Below are 19,014 nucleotides of genomic sequence, written 5' to 3'. Positions count from 1 at the left end.
GAAAACGATGCCGCGTGTTTCCCGAGACATTTCCGTGATCCGTTCCGCGTCCCGGGGCCGCAAGGCCCATATCGTCGCCGGCCTGGCCATGGCCGCCGCCCTGCTGGGCAGTGCCGTCGCCTCCGCCGCCCTGGATCCCGCCGAAATCGTCAAGGCCCGCCAGCAGGACATGAAGAAGCTGGGCGGCGGCATGAAGGTCTTCATGGGGTATGTGAAGGACGGCACCGGCACGCCGCAGGACGTGGCGTCCGCCGCCGCCGCCATGGCCGTCGTGGTCAAGGGCCTGCCCGACCAGTTCCCCGAGGGCACCGCCGTCGGCGTGGGCGAGAGCGAGGCCCTGCCGGCCATCTGGCAGGACAACGCCAAGTACCGCCAGGGTTTCACCGACCTGGCCCAGGCGCTGGACAAGCTGCAGGCCGCCGGCGCCGACAAGACCGCCATCGGCCAGGCCGTGCAGGCCGTGGGCGGCACCTGCAAGCAGTGCCACGAAACCTATCGCCAGAAGAAGTAAGCGGCGCATGGCGCCCCGGGAAATCGGCGCGGCTGGACAGGGCAGGATTCCCGTTTGGGACCTGCCCATCCGGCTGTTCCACTGGCTGCTGGTGGCCGACCTGGCCGGCCTGTGGTGGACCGCCACCCACGACAATCTGGAACTGCACTTCAAGCTGGGCTACTGCGCCCTGGGCCTGCTGCTGTTCCGGCTGATCTGGGGCTTCGTGGGCAGCACGCAGGCGCGTTTCTCCCAGTTCCTGAAGGGGCCGGGGGCCGTGCTGCGCCATGTCGGCCACATGGCCCGGCCGGGGCGCCTGCCGCTGGAGCGGGGGCACAACGCCCTGGGGGGCTGGGCGGTGGTGGCCCTGCTGCTGGTGCTGGCGGCCCAGGTGGGCACCGGCCTGTTCGCGGTGGACGAGGATGGGATCGAGGAGGGGCCGCTGGCCCACCGCGTCAGCGGTGCGGTGTCCAAGCTGGCGCGGCGCCTGCACCATCTGAATTTCAGCATCATCCAGATCGTGGTGCTGATCCACGTGGTGGCGGTGCTGTTCTACCTGGTGGTGAAGCGTGAGAACCTGATCCGTCCCATGGTGACGGGATGGAAGCGCTTGGCCCCGCATCACGGCACCCAAACCGGCCGGCACGGCTGGGTGCCGCTGTGGCGGGCGGGGGTGTTGGCCGTGATCACGGCGGGCCTGGTGGCCGGCTTTTTGGCCCTTGCCTGAAAAAGGATACAGGCTGGGGGGCGATCGGTGCTTGATCGGGCGCCGGGCCGCGGGCTATTCCCAATAGGCGCAATGCCAAAGACGATTCCTTGGGAAGGCTTTTTGGGGGGCGTTTGGAACCGGTGGCCGGGGGCAGGCCGCCGGGATAATCGCTAAAGGAACCGACTGTGACGCAGAACAAGGTCATTGCCGCCGTTGTCGGCGTGGGCGCCCTGGCGCTGCTGGTCTGGGGGTTGGCCCATATGCAGGCCACCCAGACGGCCGGCGGCGCCGCGCCCAAGCCGACCCCGGTGGCGGCCGAGGCGCCCACCGGCCCCAGCGCCGTTCCCACCTTTGACGTGGTCCGGGTCGGCCCTGACGGCACGGCGGTCATCGCCGGCCGCGCCATGCCGGGCGCCACGGTGACGGTCACGGACGGCAGCGCCGTGCTGGGCACGGTCACGGCCGACAAGCACGGCGAATGGGTGCTGACGCCCACCCAGGCGCTGGCCCCCGGTTCGCGCACCTTGTCGCTGACCATGAAGACCGCCGAGGGGACGGAGGTCGCGGCCGACGAGACCGTGACCCTGGTGGTGCCGGACGCCAAGCGCGACGTCGCCGGCCGCAAGCAGAACGAGACGGGCGGCGCCCTGGCCGTCGTGACCCCGCGCCAGGGCGGCAGCCGCGTGCTGCAGATGCCGGGCAAGGGCGACAAGTCGCTGACGGTCGCCATCGACACCATCGACTACAACCGCGCCGGCGCCGTCACCGTGGGCGGCGATGCCCAGCCCAAGGCCGAGGTGCAGCTGTATCTGGACAACACCCTGGTGGGCCGTGCCGCCGCCGATTTGGCCGGCCGCTGGTCCATCACCCCGGAACGCCTGCTGGACCCCGGCCGCTATACCCTGCGCGCCGACCAGGTGGGGCCGGACGGCAAGGTGATCGCCCGCGCCGAGGTGACGTTCGAACGCCAGCCCATCGCCGACAGCGACAGCCGCGCGGTGGTGGTGGTGCCGGGCAACAGCCTGTGGACCTTGGCCCGCCACCTCTATGGCGAAGGCATCCAGTACACCGCCATCTTCGAGGCCAACCAGGACCAGATCCGCGATGCCAACCTGATCTACCCGGGCCAGATCTTCATCCTGCCCACGTCCGGGCCGGGGGCGGGTGGACAGGCGGGCGGCCAGGGCGTTGGTGCGGCCGGCGGCGCCGGCGGGCATCACTGACCACTGCCTTGGGCGCGGATTGATTGCCCTTTTCAGGGGTTTTTTTGCAATTCCAGCGTCATTCCCGTCACCTGGGCCGACGCGGCATCGGCACGGGCCTGTCCGTTCGTCAGGGGAACCAGGATGACCGTCACCCGGGGCGGCGCCTTGGCCAGGCGGCGCAGGGTTTCGGCGCCGCGTTCCGCCAGGGCGGTGCGCAGGTTGATGACGAAGGATTGCGGCGGGGCCCCCGCCGGCGGGCTGCTGGGGAAGAAGGCGACGTTGCCCAGGTAACCCGGCGCCGTGTCCGGCGTGGCGGCGGTGGCGTCCGGCTGGTTCAGGAACAGGCGCAGGCCCAGGCCGATATCGGATGGGTTGCGGATGGCGCCGACCGTGATGCGCAGAAGCACGTCCGGCCCCGGCCGGGTCAGGACCTTCAGATCGCCCTTGGGCGTCCCCCCCTGCCAGGCCGGGCTGAAGGCCGTCGCCTGATTGACAGCCAGCGGGGCGGGCAGGGCGGGTGAGCCTGCTTCTGTCGCCATTGTGGTCCCCGCCCCCGACAAAGCCAGGAAGAGGCACGCCAAGCGTGCAAGCCATCTATTGCCCTCTCTTCTCCCGTCCATGGGGCGGCGCATCCCTCAATGGCCGTTCCCGGGGCATCCGACGGCGCCCCGGGAACGGCGTCACCTGCTTATATGGCGACGATCTTGGCCGATGCCACGGACACCTTGGAGGCAGCCTTGTCGTCGTTCAGGGCCACGGGCACCAGGGTGATGGCGTTCTCCCGCCCGTCCTTCAGGTTCAGCGCTTCCGCCTTTTCGGTCACGTCCAGCACGAAGGTGACGGTGTGCGGCCCGCCGTGGCCGGCATCGTGGGTGCCGAAGAAGGCGACGGAACCGACATACCCCTTGTCCTCCACCGGCGTTTCGGCGTTGGCGCCGGGCGTGTCGATGAACAGGCGCAGGCCGACGCTGGGGTCGGTCGGCGGCACGACCTTGTCCAGGATCACGTAGTAACGGGGGTTGGCGGATGAGGGGGGCGCGGCCGCCAGCAGGTTGGCTGTGGACGCGCGTTTGACCGGTGCCGTCTCGGGCTTGCCGATGGCGGCCGTGAAGGACGCGCTATCCGCCAGCACGGCGCCTTCCAAGGGGTTGCCGCCCGCCGGCACGGCGGCGGTGGGGCTGGCGGCCAAGGCGGCCACAGCCTCCGCCGCCAGGTTGGGCGTGCGGCCGTTGTCATAGACATAGCCCAGCGCCTCGGTCGACAGCTGGTTCTTCACCACCGGGCTGATGGGCGTGCCGTTGGGCAGGTAGAAGTTGCTGGGGAAGGTGAAGTCCCGCCAATAGGAATTGGTCTCGTCCGCCCGGCCCATGCTGCGCCAGACCGCCCACAGCCGGTCGACGTTGCAGTGGTGCAGCCAGAAGATGGGATCCAGCGGCGACATGTAGTTGCCCATGTTGCCGCCGATTGTGCCGTGCACGGTGTTGTGGGGTGTGCCTTCCAGCGCGCCCGTGCCGCCGCCCGCCCGCTGCCACTTGTTGTCCAGGCTGTTTTGGCCGCTGGGCATGTAGCTGCCGAACGCCTGGTAGTTGGTCTGGCTCAGCACCTGGCTGTTGATCACTGTAAGGCCGACGGCGCTGGCCGGCATGGGCGTGGTCGCGGTCACGCGCCGGGTGGTGTCGTTCAGCGCGCCGGTCCAGAACGGCGTCGGGATGGTGGGGCCGGTCGTCCAGTTCCAATAGGGCAGGGCGAAGTCCGCCTTCTGTGCCACGTCGCGGATGATGTTCTCGAACGCCGCCAGATAGGCGCGATGCCAGGGCAGGAAGTACCAGTTGCCGTGGGGGCAGTGGTTCTGGTGGATGCTGGCCTGGACCGTCCAGTTGCGCTTGTCGCTGGCCGGAATCTTGTTCTTCATCGCGTCGACGGCGGCGCGGTAGATGTCCAGATCCTTCTGGGCGGCGGAGTCCGTGACGTTGCGCCGGGTCACCGTCGCGGCGCGGGCCACGACGGGCAGACCATTGATGACGGCCACGCCCCCGATGGCGCTGGCGTACTGGATCAGTCGGCGGCGATTAATTTCTAGGTTCATTTCATCCCCCGGTTGTGGTTGGGGGCACTATGCGCCTTTGGTTGTGGAAACGCGCCTGGGCTTGTGAGCTACCACCGGAGGAGGTATCGCCCATCAATTCACAACTGAAAATGCTTCCGTCTTACAGATAGCTGCCGAAAACCCGCAAGTACGGGCGGGCTTCCTGGATGAACTGCACCGTCTCATACATCAGGTCGGTGATGGTGACGTGGCCCGGCACTTCCTGCTGGCCCAGCACCAGCACCTTCTGCTGTTCATCCACGATGAAGCGGGCGTAGCGCAGCCAGGCGGCGGAGCGCAGGATGGCCTGCAGCTTGGCGCGCTTCTCCGGCGCCTCGATGGTGTAGGGCAGGAAACCCACCTCGGCCCAGATCTGGAACAGGGTGGTGTCGTCCTGCGGCGTGATGGAGACGTGGAATTGCAGGCCGTCGAGGTAGAAGTGATGGCGGGACGGTGACCGGTCGCTATTGAGATGCACCGTGCCGTCGTCGCGGAACAGCAGGGCGTCCTTGCCCAGCGGCAGCCCGGATTGCGCGCTTTGCGCCAGACCGGCAAGGTTCTGGACGGTGACGATCGCCTGTTCCATGAAGCCCTCTTACCCCCACCCCGCAGTTCGGTGGAAAAACCGAACCGTTAACATGCTTACCCTCAGGCGCCGCCGGCCGTCCACCGCAATTCCAAGTTTGCGTTGCCGCAGCCTGCGGTGGGGAGCATATCGGTGGTTGCCTAACAAGGCGTAAGCGCCGTCGCGGCCCCGAAAAGGCGCGCTGGTGGAAGGGAGGGCGTCGTGGACCACGATGTCGAGGTGCTGGTGATCGGGGCCGGCCCCACCGGCTTGGCACTGGCGGCCATGTTGGGCCGCCTGGGCGTCCACGTGCGCATCGTGGACAAGGCGGATGGGCGGTCGACGAAGTCCAAGGCGCTGGGCGTGCACGCCGGCACGCTGGAAGCGCTTGGCGATGTCTTCGGGACCACCTTGCCCGGTCACATGCTGGCCCTGGGCCAGCCGGTCCGGCGGGCCTTCTTCCATCTGGGCGGCGGCCGGCCCCTGTCCCTGGACCTGACCGCCATTCCCAACCCCTACAGTTTCATCCTGATCCTGCCGCAGAGTGAAACGGAGCGCCTGCTGGAGGAAACGGCCGCCGCCGCCGGCGTGGGCGTGGAACGAAACGTTGAGGCGCTGGACCTGCAGCAGGACGAATCCGGCGTCCAGTGCCGTCTGCGCCACCCCGATGGCACGGTTGAGATGGTACGGGCGGCCTATGTGGTCGGCTGCGACGGTGCCCATAGCCTGGTTCGCCACCAGGTGGGGGCCGCCTTTGATGGCGGCGCCTATTCCGGCATCTTCCTGCTGGCCGACCTGACATTGGATTGGGACCTGGGCTTCGACGCCATGCATCTGTTCAGCACGGCGGCGGGGGCGATGGCCTTTTTCCCGCTGCCCGGCCAATCCGGGAAATGCCGCCTGGTTGTCATGCCCCGTGCGCCGACGGTCGATCCAGGGGCGGCCGATCCGGGGCCGGACATCGACCTGCCCGCCTTCACCGCCCTGGCGGAATCGGCGTCCGGCCGGCGCCTGGCGCTGCGCGACCCCGTCTGGCTGACGCGCTTCACCATCCACCATCGCATGGTCGGGGCATTGCGCCATGGCCGGGTGTTCCTGGCGGGTGATGCCGCCCACATTCACAGCCCGGCGGGCGGGCAGGGCATGAACACCGGCATCCAGGACGCCCTGAACCTGGCGGCCAGGCTGGTGGCCGTCCTGCGCCAGGGGCAGGACGCGTCGATTCTGGACAGGTACGGCCAGGACCGCCTGCCGGTGGCCCGGCGCGTACTGCGTGGCACCGATCTGATCTTCCGCGCCGCCCTGCTGTCGGGCGGATGGCGGGGCTGGCTGGTGCGCCATCTGATGCCCGCGATCGTCGCCGTTCCCTTCCTGCGACGGCGCGTGGCGCTGGCCCTGTCACAGGTGGATGTCGCCCGGGCCGAACGGCCGGTGCGGCTGGCGGCCCTGGCGTCGGCGGGGCAAACCGGGAAGGGGAGCGGCGCTTAGGTCATGCCCGCCGCGCGTGTCCGGCCGGCGCATGCCTTACACCCGTACGGGGGTCTTTGATCCGCCGGCCACCCGTGGGTATACAAGGGGGCCGCACACCTCCAGAACCAGGATGCCATTCCCGTGGTCAAGCGTGTCTATACCCGCAAGGAAGTCGCCGGCCTGCTCGAGGCGCTGGAACGCCAGGCCCGCGAATCCACCAGCCTCGCCAAGCAGGCGGAGGCGGCGGCGGCCCGGGACAGCTTCGAAGCGTACAACGCCTTCCGCAACAAGGTGGGGGAATTCCGCGCCCTGTGCATCCTGGTGGAGGGGCGCCTGCGCAGCCTGGAAACCGGCAGCGCGGATGAGGTGCGGGAACGCTACGCCCAATTGGACACGCTGATGCTGAGCCTGCTGGTGCGGGCCAGCATGCGTTTCTTCTTCGTGCTGTCGGCCAAGACCGTGCTGCCCCTGGGCGCCCGGGAAATCTTCGTCACCGAACTGCGCAGCCTGTATGACGCCAGCGAGAAGCTGCGCCAGCCGGAATACGCCAACCGCCTGAACGAATCGATCCGCACCGAGCTGGAAACCGCCGAGGCCATCCTGGAAGAGATCATCGACAAGGCGCCGTCGATGCTACAGTTTACTTGATGCGATGTCCCTCAGGCGCCGGGCGGGCGCATCCGCGCCCTGGGCTTGTCCTCGATTTCCAGTCCGCCTTCGGCTCCCCGGAAATCTCCGGCGGCTGCGGTCGCAGCCTAGCGGCATGAGTTAAGATCTCATGCTGCGGGCTTCGCGCCGTTCAGGTGTCATCCGGCACTTTTGAGGCCGGCGGGCACGCGCGCCACGTCGCGGTAGGCGTGCCAGCTGGCGTGGCCGATCAGGGGCAGCAGTGGCACCAGGCCCACGAACAGCGTCACCATACCCAGGACCACGGCGCCGCTGATCAATCCCGCCCACAGCAACATGGCGCGCGGGTTGGCGCGCACCGCCGTCACGCTGGTGGCGACGGCGGTGAAGACGCCGACATCGCGGTCCAGCAACAGCGGCAGGGTCAGGACCGACAGGGTGAAGGTCGTCAGCGCCAGCCCCGCCCCCAGCACCGTGCCCACCACCAGGAAGGGCAGGGCCTGCGGCGTCAGCAGTTCCGCCGCCAGCCCCTCCGGCCCGGCATGGGCGTCGCCCAGCAGCAGGGCGTACAGCAGGGTGGCCAGCCGCACCCAGAACAGGTGGATCAGCAGCAGCACGATGCCGAAGGTGGCGATGGAGGGCAGGTTGGACCGCCAGGCCAGCAGGCAGGCCCGCGCGTCCAGGGGCAGGCCGCGTTCGCGCCGGCGGCTGGCCTCGTAGAAACCCACCGATAGCAGCGGCGCCAGCAGCATGAAGCCGCCGGTCAGCGGCAGCAGCAGGGCCAGCCAGCCGTTGAGGAGGGCGATGGTGGTGGCGCCGAATCCGATGCCGGCCAGCACCAGTCCCTGGCCCAGGCTGAGGGGCCAGCATTCGGCCAGATCCTCGGCGCCCAGGCGCAGCCAATGCCAGGGCCTGTCCATCGCCACCCGCCGCACGGCGGGGGACGGGGTGGTGAAGACCGGGACCAACGGCCCGTCGTTGGATAGCGTCGTCGTCATGGCTTGCCGCCTTCCTCCCAGAAGTTGCGCACCACTGCCCAGGGAACCTGTCTTTCCGCGGCCCTTGTTGCGCCGGGCCGTCGCCGTTCCTTCGTCCACCCAACCATACGTTCGGTGGAAGGGTCATCCGCGTTGACGCAGGTCAATGCGCCTTGGCCATCCCCTCTCCACAGTGTGGACGCTAAGGAGCATCGGCTGTCTTCGTCCCTTCCGCAAAGGGAATTCGACCAACCGGTGCCCCGCCATCGTTGGTCTTGGGGCCATGGCCCGGTTCCGCCGGGCCGATGCACCCCGAGCACATTCTTCGGGGGGTGTCATGAGTGTTGCGGTTTCCGGGGGGGTGCCGATCTCGGCCGCCCACCCCGCCAGCCGGGAAGTCTATGTGGAGGATGTGGTTCGCGCCTTCACCATCGCGACCATGTTTTGGGGTATCGCCGCCTTTACCGTCGGTGTCCTGATCGCCTTCCAGTTGGCGTTTCCCGCGCTGAATTTCGGATTGGAATGGACCAGCTTCGGCCGGGTCCGGCCGCTGCACACGTCAGCGGCCATTTTCGCGTTCGGCGGCAATGCGCTGCTGGGCACCTCCTTCTTTGTGGTCCAGCGCACCTGCCGCGCGCCGCTGTTCGGCGGCGCCCTGCCGGCCTGGTTCGTGTTCTGGGGTTATCAGCTGTTCATCGTGCTGGCCGGCACCGGCTATCTGATGGGCATCACCCAGGGCAAGGAATATGCCGAGCCGGAATGGTACACCGACCTGTGGCTGACCATCATCTGGGTGGTCTATCTGGTGATCTTCGCCGGCACACTGTTCAAGCGGCGTGAGCCCCACATCTACGTGGCCAACTGGTTCTACCTAGCCTTCATCATCACCATCGCCATGCTGCACATCGTCAACAACCTGGCGATCCCTGTCAGCTTCACCGGCACGAAGAGCTACGGCGCCTTCTCCGGTGTGCAGGACGCGATGATCCAGTGGTGGTACGGCCACAACGCGGTGGGCTTCTTCCTGACCGCCGGCTTCCTGGGCATGATGTACTACTTCATCCCCAAGGCGGCGGAGCGGCCGGTCTATTCCTACCGCCTGTCCATCATCCACTTCTGGGCCCTGATCTTCCTGTACATCTGGGCCGGCCCCCATCACCTGCACTACACCGCGCTGCCGGATTGGACGCAGACCCTGGGCATGGTGTTCTCCATCATGCTGTGGATGCCCAGCTGGGGCGGCATGATCAACGGCATCATGACGCTGTCGGGCGCCTGGGACAAACTGCGCACCAACCCGTCGCTGCGCTTCACGGTCACGGCCGTCGCCTTCTACGGCATGAGCACGTTCGAAGGCCCCGTCATGTCGGTGAAGCCGGTGAACGCGCTCAGCCACTACACCGACTGGACCATCGGCCACGTGCACTCCGGTGCCCTGGGCTGGGTGGCCTTCGTCACCTTCGGCGCCATGTACTACCTGATCCCGGTGCTGTGGCGGCGTAAGGCGCTGTGGAGCCAGGCGCTGGTCGAATGGCACTTCTGGACCGCCACCCTGGGCATCGTCCTCTACATCACCTCGATGTGGGTGTCGGGCATCATGCAGGGCCTGATGTGGCGCGCCTACGACGACATGGGCTTCCTGCAGTACTCGTTCGTCGAGACCGTGGCCGCCATGCACCCCTACTACATCATCCGCGGCACGGGCGGCGTCCTGTTCCTGACCGGCGCCCTCATCATGGCCTTCAACATGATCCGCACCATCAGGAACGGCCAGCCGCTTGAAGCCGAACGGCCCGCCGGCCTGGTCGCGGCCGAGTGAGCGGAGGGACATCCAATGAAATTCTCTCACGCCATCATTGAAAAGAACGTCATCATCCTGGCGCTGCTGACCCTGATCACCGTGTCCATCGGTGGCCTGGTGCAGATCGTGCCCCTGTTCTCCATCGAAACCACCATCGAGCGGGTGGGCGGCGTGCGCCCCTACACGCCGCTGGAGCAGATGGGCCGCAACATCTACATCCGTGAAGGCTGCTACGTCTGCCACAGCCAGCAGATCCGCACCTTCCGCGATGAGGTGGAGCGGTACGGCCCCTACAGCCTGGCGGCCGAGAGCATGTACGACCATCCCTTCCAGTGGGGTTCCAAGCGTATCGGTCCGGATCTGGCCCGCGTCGGCGGCAAGTATTCCAACGACTGGCACGTCGCCCACCTGAAGGATCCGCGCGCCGTCGTGCCGGAATCCATCATGCCGACCTACGCGTTCCTGGCCAGCCGGCCGCTGGTGGTTCCCAACATCCAGGAACACCTGAAGACGCTGCGCCAGGTCGGGGTGCCCTATACCGACGACATGATCGCCAACGCCGAGGCCGACCTGAAGGCCCAGGCCAACCCGGACGCCGACACGACAGCCTTGCTGAAGCGGTATCCGAAGGCGGTGGTGGGCAAGTTCAACACCGAAAGCCCCGAGCTGACGGAGATGGACGCCCTGGTGGCCTACCTGCAGATGCTGGGAACGCTGGTCGATTTCAGCAAGCTGCAGCCCGAAGACCTGCGTCAGTGAGGTCGCCATGGAAGAGCTTCAATCCCTGATCTCTCAGGTATGGCTGGTTTGGTTCCTGGTCCTGTTCAGCGGAATCCTGGTCTGGGCCTATTGGCCCTCCCGCCGGGCCAGGCTGAACAACGACTGCGCCAAGATCCCCCTGCTGGACGACGCCGAGCCTCTGCCCCTCCGGGGGCGTGGCGCGGCCCAGATGAAACGCTGAGGTCACCCGCCCATGTCCACCCAAATTGAAAAGGACGCCCATACGGGCCGGGAAACCACCGGTCACGAATGGGACGGCATTAAGGAACTGAACACGCCGCTACCGAAATGGTGGCTGTACACCTTCTATGCCTGTATCGCCTTCGCCCTGGTCTACACCGTGTTTTTCCCGGCTTGGCCCGGCCTGCATTCCCATACCAAGGGAATCCTGGCCTGGACCCAGCGCGACACGGTGAAGACCGCCCTGGACGAGCGTCAGCAGAAACTGGCCCCCATCAAGGCCAAGCTGCTGGCGACCCCCATCGGCGACGTGGAGAAGGATCCGGAACTGCGCAGCTACGTGCAGGCGGCGGGGCACATCGCCTTCGCTGAGAACTGCGCGGCCTGCCACGGCGCCGGTGGCGCCGGCGGCAACAAGGGCTTCCCCATCCTGGCCGACGACGATTGGCTGTGGGGCGGCACGCCGGAGCAGATCCTGCAAACCGTCACCTACGGCGTGCGCAATTCCAACGAGAACTCCCGCGTTTCCGACATGCCGCGCTTCGGCGCCGACGGTCTGCTGACCCCGGCCCAGATCAACGACGTGGCGGAATTCGTGCTGAGCCTGTCCAACACCGGCACCGACAAGGACGCGGCCGGCCGGGGTGCGCAGATCTTCGCGGACAACTGCGCCGCCTGCCACGGTGAAAAGGGCGATGGCAACCAGGATGTGGGGGCACCCCGCCTGAACGACGCCATCTGGCTCTATGGCGGTGACAAGGCCACCGTGGTCCAGACCATCACCTACGCCCGGCGTGGCAGCATGCCGGCGTGGAGCGAGCGCCTGGACCCCGCCACGGTCAAGTTGCTGGCAGCCTACGTGCACGCCCTGGGTGGTGGTAAGTAGGTCCTTCCCCCTACATCCCATCGCCAACGGGCGGTTGCCTTCCCCGGTACCCCATGCCTCACCGGGGAAGGCGCCGATCCGCCCACAGGTTGCACGGAAGAACCCCCGCCGAGTCCCCACCCGGCGGGGGTTTTCTTTTGCCCGCGATCCGGGTTTTCAGGATTGGCAAGCGGTTGTTTGCGCCGCCGTGACCTGCTGTCGCGGGTCCGTGGGGGCATCCGTCAGTTGATCTAGCGCAAGGCGGCGAGGGGGGCGGCGGCCTAGTTTCCCTCATATCCGCGTAGGTGGCCCAACCATTAAGGCTGCCCCGCGTATCGTCGGAAATGGACACGACCCATGGACACGAAGTCAGAGGACAGCGAGACGTTGGCCCGTCCGCCTGCCGAGCCCGGAACCGAAGCGCGCAAGGCGCCGCTTCGCGAAGGGCGCCCCCGATCCACCAAGGTGGATCTGGAAAACGCCACGGGCGGCACCCTGTATGCCGAACACGTCAAGGTCTATCCCAAGGCCGTGTCGGGACCCTATCGCACGCTGAAATGGGCCGTCCTGGCGGTCTGCCTGGCCATTTACTACACCGTGCCCTGGCTGCGCTGGGACCGGGGGCCGGACGCCCCGCACCAGGCCATCCTGATCGACCTGCTGTCGCCGCGCGCCTATTTCTTCGGCATCGAGATCTGGCCGCAGGAGGTTTACTACATCACCGGCCTGCTGGTGCTGGCCGCCGTCGGCCTGTTCCTGGTGACGGCGCTGGCCGGCCGCGTCTGGTGTGGCTACGCCTGCCCGCAGACGGTGTGGACCGACCTGTTCATGGCGGTGGAACGCCTGGTCGAGGGGGATCGCGGCGCCCGCATCCGCCTGGACCGCCAGCCCTGGAGCCGGGAGAAGCTGCTGCGCAAGACGGCCAAGCACGCCGCCTGGCTGGCCATCGCGGTGGCCACGGGCGGTGCCTGGGTCCTGTACTTCGACGACGCGCCCACCGCCTTCCATGCCCTGGTGACGGGCCGGGCCTCGGTCGAGGAATATTTCTTCGTCGGCATGTTCACGGCCACCACCTACATCCTGGCCGGCTGGGCGCGGGAACAGGTCTGCACCTACATGTGCCCGTGGCCACGCATCCAGGCCAGCATGCTGGACGTGCATTCCCTGGTGGTGACGTACGAGGCCTACCGGGGTGAGCGGCGCGGCCCCCACAAGGCCGGCACCAGCTGGGAAGGGCGGGGCGACTGCATCGACTGCGGCCAGTGCATCGCCGTCTGCCCCACCGGCATCGACATCCGCGACGGCCAGCAGATGGAATGCATCGGCTGCGGCCTGTGCATCGACAGCTGCAACACCATCATGGAAAAGGTGGGCCGCCCGCCCAACCTGATCCGCTTCGACACCCTGGACAACCAGGAGGCCAAGGCCGCGGGCCGGCCCAGCCGCTATCGCCTGGTGCGGCCGCGGGTGATCATCTACGCCGCCGTGCTGGCCGTGGCCTCCGCCGTCATGCTGTTCGCCCTGGAAACGCGTTCCACCATGGGCATCAGCGTCCAGCGCGACCGGGCGCCCCTGTTCGTCACCCTGTCGGACGGTTCCTTGCGCAACGGCTACACCATCAAGGTGTCGAACAAGCAGCGCGGCGTGGCCCAGTACAGCCTGGCCGTGGTGGGCCAGCCCGGCGCCACCCTGTCGGTGCAGGATGTGGGCGATGCCCATGGCGCCGACGGCGTGGCCCTGCCGGTGCACGGCGACGCCCAGGCGACCTTCCGCGTCTTCGTGACCCTGCCGCGCCCGGCCCTGGTGCGCGACGGCGGCGCCCAGCCCAGCATCCCCCTGGTGTTCAGCCTGAAGGAGGAGGGGCCGGCCCAGCCCCACACCACCTTCTACGAAGGGGTCTTCATGGGCCCCGGCGCCAAGCCCTGATGATCCGATAGAGGAGAGACATCCATGACCGTCGTGGAACTGCCCAGCCGGGGCCAGCCCAAGCCCAAGCGTTCGCTGATCCCCTGGATCTTCGTAGGTTGCATGGGCGTGGTGATCGTGGTCAACGGCATCCTGATCTATGAGGCCGTGAACAGCTGGACCGGCCTGGCTACCGCCAAGCCCTATGAGCGCGGCATCGAATACAACAAGGTGCTGGAGGCCCAGGCCCAGCAGGACGCGCTGGGCTGGACCTTCGATGCCGATATCGAGCCGACGGCCGCCACCGCCGACGGCGGCGTACTGACCGTGCGGATTACCGACAAGGACGGCCAGCCGCTGGAGGGCATGAGCCTGGACGGCCGGCTGGTCCGCCCCATCGACATCCTGCCGGACGTGCCGCTGGCCTTTCAGGACCAGGGCGGTGGCCGTTACGTCGCCCCGGTGGCGCTGCCCAAGCACGGGCAGTGGGAATTGAAGATGAAGGCGGTCAAGGGAACCGATTGGTACCACCTGACCCGGCGCCTGTTCGTGAAATGACCCCTGCCTAGGTGTCCGCCATGCCCTTCGACTCGCTGCCCATGACCTGCCGCCACTGCGGCCAGCCCCTGATCGGGGCGGCGACGGAGGAGGGCGCCTTCTGCTGCCACGGCTGCGCCGGTGCCTATGCCCTGATCCACGATCTGGGGCTGGATGCCTATTACGACCGCCGCCCGGTGGAGGCCGCGGCCCCGCCGACGGCGGCCGGCCAGGCGGAGGAGGATGGGGCCGATCCGTTGCTGGGCCTGCCCGAGGCGGTGTCGCATGCGGCGGACGGCGATTGCGTGCTGCGCCTCAGCGTCGATGGGCTGACCTGCGGCGCCTGCGTCTGGCTGATCGAGGCGGCGCTGGCCAAGAACCATCCGGAGGTGCGCTCGGCCCGCGCCAACCTGACGGGGCGTAGCCTGACGCTGTGCTGGTCCGGCACGCCGGACCAGGCGGTGACCTACGCCCGCCTGGTGACGCACCTGGGTTACCGCGTCGCGGCCTACGGTGTCGCCGGCGGCAAGGATGCCGGTGCCCCCGACCCGGCGGCGGCGTTGGAGCGCGACCTGCTGCGCCGCCTGGCGCTGGCCGGGTTCGCCGCCGCCAACGTCATGCTGCTGTCGGTGTCGGTCTGGGCCGGGGCCGATGCCATGGGCGACGCCACCCGCACCCTGCTGCATTGGGTGTCGGCCCTGATCGCCCTGCCGACGGTGGCCATCGCCGGCCGGCCCTTCTTCCGTTCCGCCCTGACGGCCCTGCGCGCCGGGCGCACCAACATGGACGTGCCCATTTCCGTCGGCGTGCTGCTGGCCACGGGCATGAGCCTGGTGATGACCGCCACGCATGGCGAGCACGCCTATTTCGACAGCGCCGTCATGCTGCTGTTCTTCCTGCTGATCGGGCGTTACCTCGACAGCCGGGCACGGGGCCGGGCGCGGTCCGCCGCCGCCCATCTGCTGTCCCTGAACCAGGCGCCGGTGACGGTGCTGGGTGCCGACGGGCTGGCACAGGTGGTGACGCCGGCGCGGGTGCCGCTGGGCGCCACCGTGCTGGTGGCGGCGGGGGAGCGGGTCGGCGTCGACGGCGTGGTGGCCGACGGCATCTCCGACCTGGATGCCAGCCTGGTGACGGGCGAGACCATGCCCCTGGCCGTGGCGCCGGGCGCCCAGGTCTTCGCCGGCATGGTCAACCGCACCGCCCCCTTGCGCCTGCGCGCCACCGCCAGCGGCGAGGGCACCCTGCTGGCCGAGATGGTGCGGCTGCTGGAGGCGGCGGAGCAGGGGCGGGCACGCTACGTCCTGTTGGCCGACCGCATCGCCCGCGCCTACACCCCGGTGGTGCACGCCGCGGCGCTGACCACCTTCCTGGCCTGGGTCTTCTTGGGATCCATGGCCTGGTACCACGCGCTGCTGATCGCCGTGTCGGTGCTGATCATCACCTGTCCCTGCGCGTTGGCGCTGGCGGTGCCGGCGGTGCAGGTGGCGGCCAGCGGCCGTCTGATGCGCCAGGGCATTTTGCTGAAGTCCGCCACCGCGCTGGAACGGCTGGCACCGGTTGATACCGTGGTGTTCGACAAGACCGGGACGCTGACCCTGGGCCGGCCCGACCTGCTGGCCGATGCCGACCGCACGGCTGAGGAATTGGATCTGGCCGCCCGGCTGGCCCGTACCTCGCGCCATCCCCTGTCGCGGGCGCTGGCGCGCGCCGCCGGCCCCGGCCTGGTGGCCGACGGCGTGGTGGAGGTGCCGGGCGGCGGCCTGCAATGGATGGGGCCGCAGGGTTTCGTGCGCCTGGGCTCCCGCCAGTTCTGTGGCATCACCGAGGTTGAGGGTGGGCATATCGGGCCGGAGTTGTGGCTGACCCGGTGCGGCCGGGCGCCCCGCCGCTTCCGCTTCGCCGACCGGCCGCGTCGCGATGCCGCCCAGGTGGTGGCGACGCTGAAGGCCCGGGGCTATCGCGTCGAACTGCTGTCCGGTGACCGGGTGGCCACGGCGCAGGCGCTGGCGGCGGAGGTCGGCATCGACCGGGTGCGGGCGGAGGCCAAGCCGGCCGACAAGTGCGCCCACCTGGCGGACCTGCGGGCGCAGGGCCGGCGCGTGCTGATGGTCGGCGACGGCCTGAACGACGCTGCGGCGCTGGCCGCCGCCGATGTGTCCCTGAGCCCGTCGGGGGCCGTGGACGTGACGCAGACGGCGGCCGACGTGGTGTTCCAGGGGGACGGCCTGGCGCCGGTGCTGGAAACCCTGACCGTGGCGCGCCGCGCCCGGCGGCTGGTGCGCCAGAACCTGGGTTTCACCCTGCTTTACAATCTCTGCGCCGTGCCCATCGCCATGGCCGGTTTCGCCACCCCCCTGGTGGCGGCGGTTGCCATGTCCGGGTCGTCGCTGGTGGTCATGGCCAACGCCCTGCGACTTGCCAACAGACAAGCCAACCAACATCAGGAAGGCCCATCATGAACAGCCTGCTTTTCCTCATCCCGGCCGCCCTGTTCCTGGGCGGTCTCGGTCTCTGCGCCTTTCTCTGGGCGGTGCGCAACGGCCAGTTCGAGGACCTGGAAGGGTCCGCCAGCCGCATCCTGTACGACGACGACCAGCCGCTGCCCAAGCGGCCGTCCTGATTCTTCACCGTTTGATTTGATTGGAGCCTTGAACATGAAATCGTCCAATACCGTCCCGGCCATCCTGATCCATGGCTTCGGCATCATCGTCGCCGTGCTGGGCATTCTTTTCGCCGCCGGGTCCGACAATTTTGCGGGCTATGTCGACGGCCTGCTGTTCGTGGCCTTCGGCGTGCTGATCAACTTTTTCATCATCACCCGGACGGTCGGCGCCCATCGGGACGAACTGGCCGAGATCCCGTTGAAGTGAGGTCTGGTCTCCGGGGCGGCTGGATCCTATCCTCCGCCCCATGACCGACCTCATCCTGCCCGACGTTCTGGTCCCCGGCCTCGACCTGGTGTTCTGCGGCACGGCGCCCAGCAACGCGTCCATGCGGGCTAAGGCCTATTACGCCAAGCCCGGCAACGCCTTCTGGCCCAGCCTGCATGCCGCCGGCTTCACGCCGACGCGCATGGAGCCGGCGGCCTTCGCCGGCCTGCCGGCCTTGGGCCTGGGCCTAACCGACCTCAACAAGACGCAGTTCGGCAACGACGTCGACCTGGACCCCGCCGCCTACGACGTGGCGGGCCTGGTGGCGAAGATGCGGCGCTTCCGTCCCGGCGCCATCGCCTTCACCAGCAAGACGGCGGCGGCGGTGTTCCTGGCCGGCCACCATGCTCAGGTGGGCAACCCGCCCTATGGCCGCCACGCCCTGGACCTGGACGGCATCGCCCTGTTCGTCCTGCCATCGCCCTCGGGGCAGGCCCGGCGTTTCTTCACGCTGGAGCCGTGGCGTGAGGCGGCGGGATTCGTGTCGGAGAGGCGCCAGGGCGCCTGAAGAATTTTGCCCGGATGGGAACATCGGCCACCTTCTCGGAAGGGGGGTGCCGACCATTCGTATAGTCGCGCGCGAATGAATGTCCGTGGCCTTGGATTGATACTTTCCTTAGAATAGGTGGTTGCCTATCGCAGGGGGTGTCGAATGCTGAGGGGGTTTGTCGATCGCGTGAGCCGGTCACTGGTTTGCGGATGGGCAGCTGATACTGATAATCCGGATCAGGCGATTGAAGTTGTCATCAGGCTGAACGGATATGATCTTGGTGTGGTCCTTGCCAATCGTGAACGCGATGACTTGAGGGCAACAGGTGAATTTGGTGGCGGTCGCCATGGGTTCGTTTATCGCTTCGACTACCCGATTCCTTTGAACCTAATTGGGGAAATTACTGTAGAATTTCTAGAAGACCGGTCAATTCTACCACCCGGTCCCTCAAAAATTCTGGCTGTACCGGAAACAGAATCGCATTCAGGCGCCCAAGACGCGCGCCAGGGGCGCCCGAATTTATTGCTCATGACCACCATGGGCCGCTCGGGCGGCACCATGGTCATGGAAAAGATCGGAACAAACCCCGAAGTCATTTTGGCCGATGTCTATCCATATGAGACCAGGGTGCTGGCATATTACGCGGCGGCCTATCGCGCATTGATTTCACCAGCGGATCATTCCAACTCGATAAATCCCGATGATTTGATGAAATCAAATTTGCGACTGGGATTTAATCCATATTTTCATTCCGACCAAGAGTGGCGATACGATCAGCCGGAATTCATGTATGACTTCTTTGAAATAACGGCTGCACGCCATCTTGCTCAGTCATTTCGTGATTTGGTCTCTGAATATTATGAACGTCGCGCGACGCTTGTTGGTAAAAAACCCCGCTACTTTATTGAAAAATGCGGGGTTGATGATCCCGCGCGCCACATCGGCCGGGCTATTTTTCCTGATGCGAGGGAGCTGGTGTTGCTCCGCCACCCACGGGATGTGATCTGTTCCCAAATGGCCTTTTGGGGCAGCGACTTCCACGGTGCGCTGATGGGAATGGCCGTTGCCACGGAGGCCATGATGCTCATTAAACAATCTGGCCGGTCGGACACGTTCTTCGTAAGATATGAAGACATCATTGCGACACCGGATGTGTGTGCCAATGATGTCGCCCGCTTCTTGGGTGTGGGGACTCCGATCAATTTTGAATCAAGTGGCCGGGAAGGCATTCGCGCCGTGCATGCGACCACCAAGTCCGCGGCGGATTCGGTTTCTCGATGGAGGAAAGACTTGAATGCATTCCAAATATCAGAATGCAGGAGGGTGCTTGGGAAATATGAAGAATATTTTGGCTACGGCGACTGACGTTGCCGGGTTGATGGTTGAGACAAGCC

Annotated in this window: 20 protein-coding genes; 16 read left to right on the top strand and 4 right to left on the bottom strand. The window is 67.1% G+C overall.

The window, feature by feature from the left end; translation table 11 throughout:
* Positions 1-7 precede the first annotated feature (7 nt).
* The 3 genes from PW843_15900 (at position 8) to PW843_15890 (ending at position 2,422) form a co-directional block, all read left to right on the top strand.
* Positions 8-511, top strand: coding sequence for a cytochrome c (locus PW843_15900; GenBank protein ID MDE1148084.1), 504 nt, complete (start codon positions 8-10; stop codon positions 509-511).
* 7 nt (positions 512-518) lie between these two features.
* Positions 519-1,217, top strand: a complete 699-nt coding sequence (locus PW843_15895) for a cytochrome b/b6 domain-containing protein (GenBank protein ID MDE1148083.1) — start codon at positions 519-521, stop codon at positions 1,215-1,217.
* A gap of 167 nt (positions 1,218-1,384) precedes the next feature.
* The gene (locus PW843_15890; GenBank protein ID MDE1148082.1) at positions 1,385-2,422 is read left to right on the top strand and encodes an Ig-like domain-containing protein; all 1,038 of its coding nucleotides are present in this window, start codon (positions 1,385-1,387) and stop codon (positions 2,420-2,422) included.
* 32 nt (positions 2,423-2,454) lie between these two features.
* Here the strand turns inward: PW843_15890 and PW843_15885 are convergent, their stop codons facing one another.
* The 3 genes from PW843_15885 to PW843_15875 form a co-directional block, all read right to left on the bottom strand.
* The gene (locus PW843_15885; protein ID MDE1148081.1) at positions 2,455-2,943 is read right to left on the bottom strand and encodes a hypothetical protein; all 489 of its coding nucleotides are present in this window, start codon (positions 2,941-2,943) and stop codon (positions 2,455-2,457) included.
* Positions 2,944-3,092: 149 nt separating this feature from the next.
* Positions 3,093-4,490, bottom strand: a complete 1,398-nt coding sequence (locus tag PW843_15880) for a tyrosinase family protein (protein ID MDE1148080.1) — start codon at positions 4,488-4,490, stop codon at positions 3,093-3,095.
* A gap of 121 nt (positions 4,491-4,611) precedes the next feature.
* Positions 4,612-5,076 carry a hypothetical protein gene (locus PW843_15875; GenBank protein ID MDE1148079.1) on the bottom strand — a complete coding sequence of 155 codons (465 nt, stop codon included), beginning with the start codon at positions 5,074-5,076 and terminating at the stop codon, positions 4,612-4,614.
* Between the two features lie 201 nt (positions 5,077-5,277).
* Here PW843_15875 and PW843_15870 point away from each other — a divergent pair, with 201 nt between their 5' ends.
* Entirely contained in the window at positions 5,278-6,543 is a 1,266-nt protein-coding gene (locus tag PW843_15870; GenBank protein MDE1148078.1) for an FAD-dependent monooxygenase, read from the top strand.
* Positions 6,544-6,666: 123 nt separating this feature from the next.
* Positions 6,667-7,173 (top strand): hypothetical protein, encoded by a 507-nt coding sequence (locus tag PW843_15865; protein MDE1148077.1) that lies wholly within the window; start codon positions 6,667-6,669, stop codon positions 7,171-7,173.
* A 158-nt stretch (positions 7,174-7,331) separates the two neighbouring features.
* Here the strand turns inward: PW843_15865 and PW843_15860 are convergent, their stop codons facing one another.
* The gene (locus PW843_15860; GenBank protein MDE1148076.1) at positions 7,332-8,150 is read right to left on the bottom strand and encodes a DUF2189 domain-containing protein; all 819 of its coding nucleotides are present in this window, start codon (positions 8,148-8,150) and stop codon (positions 7,332-7,334) included.
* A gap of 316 nt (positions 8,151-8,466) precedes the next feature.
* On the opposite strand from PW843_15860, the gene ccoN reads away from it, so the two are divergent.
* The 11 genes from ccoN to PW843_15805 all read left to right on the top strand — a co-directional run bounded on the left by ccoN (position 8,467) and on the right by PW843_15805 (position 18,985).
* The gene (gene ccoN, locus PW843_15855) at positions 8,467-9,948 is read left to right on the top strand and encodes a cytochrome-c oxidase, cbb3-type subunit I (protein MDE1148075.1); all 1,482 of its coding nucleotides are present in this window, start codon (positions 8,467-8,469) and stop codon (positions 9,946-9,948) included.
* A 15-nt stretch (positions 9,949-9,963) separates the two neighbouring features.
* Positions 9,964-10,689, top strand: coding sequence for a cytochrome-c oxidase, cbb3-type subunit II (ccoO, locus tag PW843_15850; GenBank protein MDE1148074.1), 726 nt, complete (start codon positions 9,964-9,966; stop codon positions 10,687-10,689).
* Between the two features lie 7 nt (positions 10,690-10,696).
* Positions 10,697-10,891 carry a cbb3-type cytochrome c oxidase subunit 3 gene (locus PW843_15845; GenBank protein ID MDE1148073.1) on the top strand — a complete coding sequence of 65 codons (195 nt, stop codon included), beginning with the start codon at positions 10,697-10,699 and terminating at the stop codon, positions 10,889-10,891.
* Between the two features lie 12 nt (positions 10,892-10,903).
* Positions 10,904-11,776, top strand: coding sequence for a cytochrome-c oxidase, cbb3-type subunit III (ccoP, locus tag PW843_15840; GenBank protein ID MDE1148072.1), 873 nt, complete (start codon positions 10,904-10,906; stop codon positions 11,774-11,776).
* 336 nt (positions 11,777-12,112) lie between these two features.
* Positions 12,113-13,681, top strand: a complete 1,569-nt coding sequence (gene ccoG, locus PW843_15835; GenBank protein ID MDE1148071.1) for a cytochrome c oxidase accessory protein CcoG — start codon at positions 12,113-12,115, stop codon at positions 13,679-13,681.
* Positions 13,682-13,705: 24 nt separating this feature from the next.
* Positions 13,706-14,218, top strand: a complete 513-nt coding sequence (locus PW843_15830) for a FixH family protein (GenBank protein ID MDE1148070.1) — start codon at positions 13,706-13,708, stop codon at positions 14,216-14,218.
* A gap of 41 nt (positions 14,219-14,259) precedes the next feature.
* Positions 14,260-16,659, top strand: coding sequence for a heavy metal translocating P-type ATPase metal-binding domain-containing protein (locus PW843_15825; protein ID MDE1148069.1), 2,400 nt, complete (start codon positions 14,260-14,262; stop codon positions 16,657-16,659).
* The gene (gene ccoS, locus PW843_15820) at positions 16,656-16,820 is read left to right on the top strand and encodes a cbb3-type cytochrome oxidase assembly protein CcoS (GenBank protein MDE1148068.1); all 165 of its coding nucleotides are present in this window, start codon (positions 16,656-16,658) and stop codon (positions 16,818-16,820) included. Before PW843_15825 ends, ccoS begins: the two co-directional genes overlap by 4 nt.
* 34 nt (positions 16,821-16,854) lie before the next feature.
* Positions 16,855-17,070, top strand: coding sequence for a hypothetical protein (locus tag PW843_15815; GenBank protein MDE1148067.1), 216 nt, complete (start codon positions 16,855-16,857; stop codon positions 17,068-17,070).
* A gap of 40 nt (positions 17,071-17,110) precedes the next feature.
* The gene (locus tag PW843_15810; GenBank protein ID MDE1148066.1) at positions 17,111-17,638 is read left to right on the top strand and encodes a mismatch-specific DNA-glycosylase; all 528 of its coding nucleotides are present in this window, start codon (positions 17,111-17,113) and stop codon (positions 17,636-17,638) included.
* Between the two features lie 144 nt (positions 17,639-17,782).
* A complete protein-coding gene (locus tag PW843_15805; protein ID MDE1148065.1) occupies positions 17,783-18,985 on the top strand; it encodes a sulfotransferase in 1,203 nt (400 codons plus the stop codon).
* Positions 18,986-19,014 lie beyond the last annotated feature (29 nt).

The sequence above is a fragment of the Azospirillaceae bacterium genome (assembly GCA_028283825.1).
In the GTDB taxonomy this organism is placed as follows: domain Bacteria; phylum Pseudomonadota; class Alphaproteobacteria; order Azospirillales; family Azospirillaceae; genus Nitrospirillum.
This window is presented reverse-complemented; position numbering and strand designations above follow the sequence as displayed.

Bases quoted from the DNA above. Each gene is read 5' to 3' on its own strand.
- PW843_15880 (MDE1148080.1), bottom strand. From the start codon at position 4,490: ATGAACCTAGAAATTAATCGCCGCCGACTGATCCAGTACGCCAGCGCC.
- PW843_15830 (MDE1148070.1), top strand. From the start codon at position 13,706: ATGACCGTCGTGGAACTGCCCAGCCGGGGCCAGCCCAAGCCCAAGCGT.
- ccoN (MDE1148075.1), top strand. From the start codon at position 8,467: ATGAGTGTTGCGGTTTCCGGGGGGGTGCCGATCTCGGCCGCCCACCCC.
- PW843_15805 (MDE1148065.1), top strand. From the start codon at position 17,783: ATGCTGAGGGGGTTTGTCGATCGCGTGAGCCGGTCACTGGTTTGCGGA.
- ccoG (MDE1148071.1), top strand. From the start codon at position 12,113: ATGGACACGAAGTCAGAGGACAGCGAGACGTTGGCCCGTCCGCCTGCC.
- ccoO (MDE1148074.1), top strand. From the start codon at position 9,964: ATGAAATTCTCTCACGCCATCATTGAAAAGAACGTCATCATCCTGGCG.
- PW843_15810 (MDE1148066.1), top strand. From the start codon at position 17,111: ATGACCGACCTCATCCTGCCCGACGTTCTGGTCCCCGGCCTCGACCTG.
- PW843_15815 (MDE1148067.1), top strand. From the start codon at position 16,855: ATGAAATCGTCCAATACCGTCCCGGCCATCCTGATCCATGGCTTCGGC.
- PW843_15845 (MDE1148073.1), top strand. From the start codon at position 10,697: ATGGAAGAGCTTCAATCCCTGATCTCTCAGGTATGGCTGGTTTGGTTC.
- ccoS (MDE1148068.1), top strand. From the start codon at position 16,656: ATGAACAGCCTGCTTTTCCTCATCCCGGCCGCCCTGTTCCTGGGCGGT.
- PW843_15895 (MDE1148083.1), top strand. From the start codon at position 519: ATGGCGCCCCGGGAAATCGGCGCGGCTGGACAGGGCAGGATTCCCGTT.
- ccoP (MDE1148072.1), top strand. From the start codon at position 10,904: ATGTCCACCCAAATTGAAAAGGACGCCCATACGGGCCGGGAAACCACC.
- PW843_15825 (MDE1148069.1), top strand. From the start codon at position 14,260: ATGACCTGCCGCCACTGCGGCCAGCCCCTGATCGGGGCGGCGACGGAG.
- PW843_15900 (MDE1148084.1), top strand. From the start codon at position 8: ATGCCGCGTGTTTCCCGAGACATTTCCGTGATCCGTTCCGCGTCCCGG.
- PW843_15875 (MDE1148079.1), bottom strand. From the start codon at position 5,076: ATGGAACAGGCGATCGTCACCGTCCAGAACCTTGCCGGTCTGGCGCAA.
- PW843_15860 (MDE1148076.1), bottom strand. From the start codon at position 8,150: ATGACGACGACGCTATCCAACGACGGGCCGTTGGTCCCGGTCTTCACC.
- PW843_15885 (MDE1148081.1), bottom strand. From the start codon at position 2,943: ATGGCGACAGAAGCAGGCTCACCCGCCCTGCCCGCCCCGCTGGCTGTC.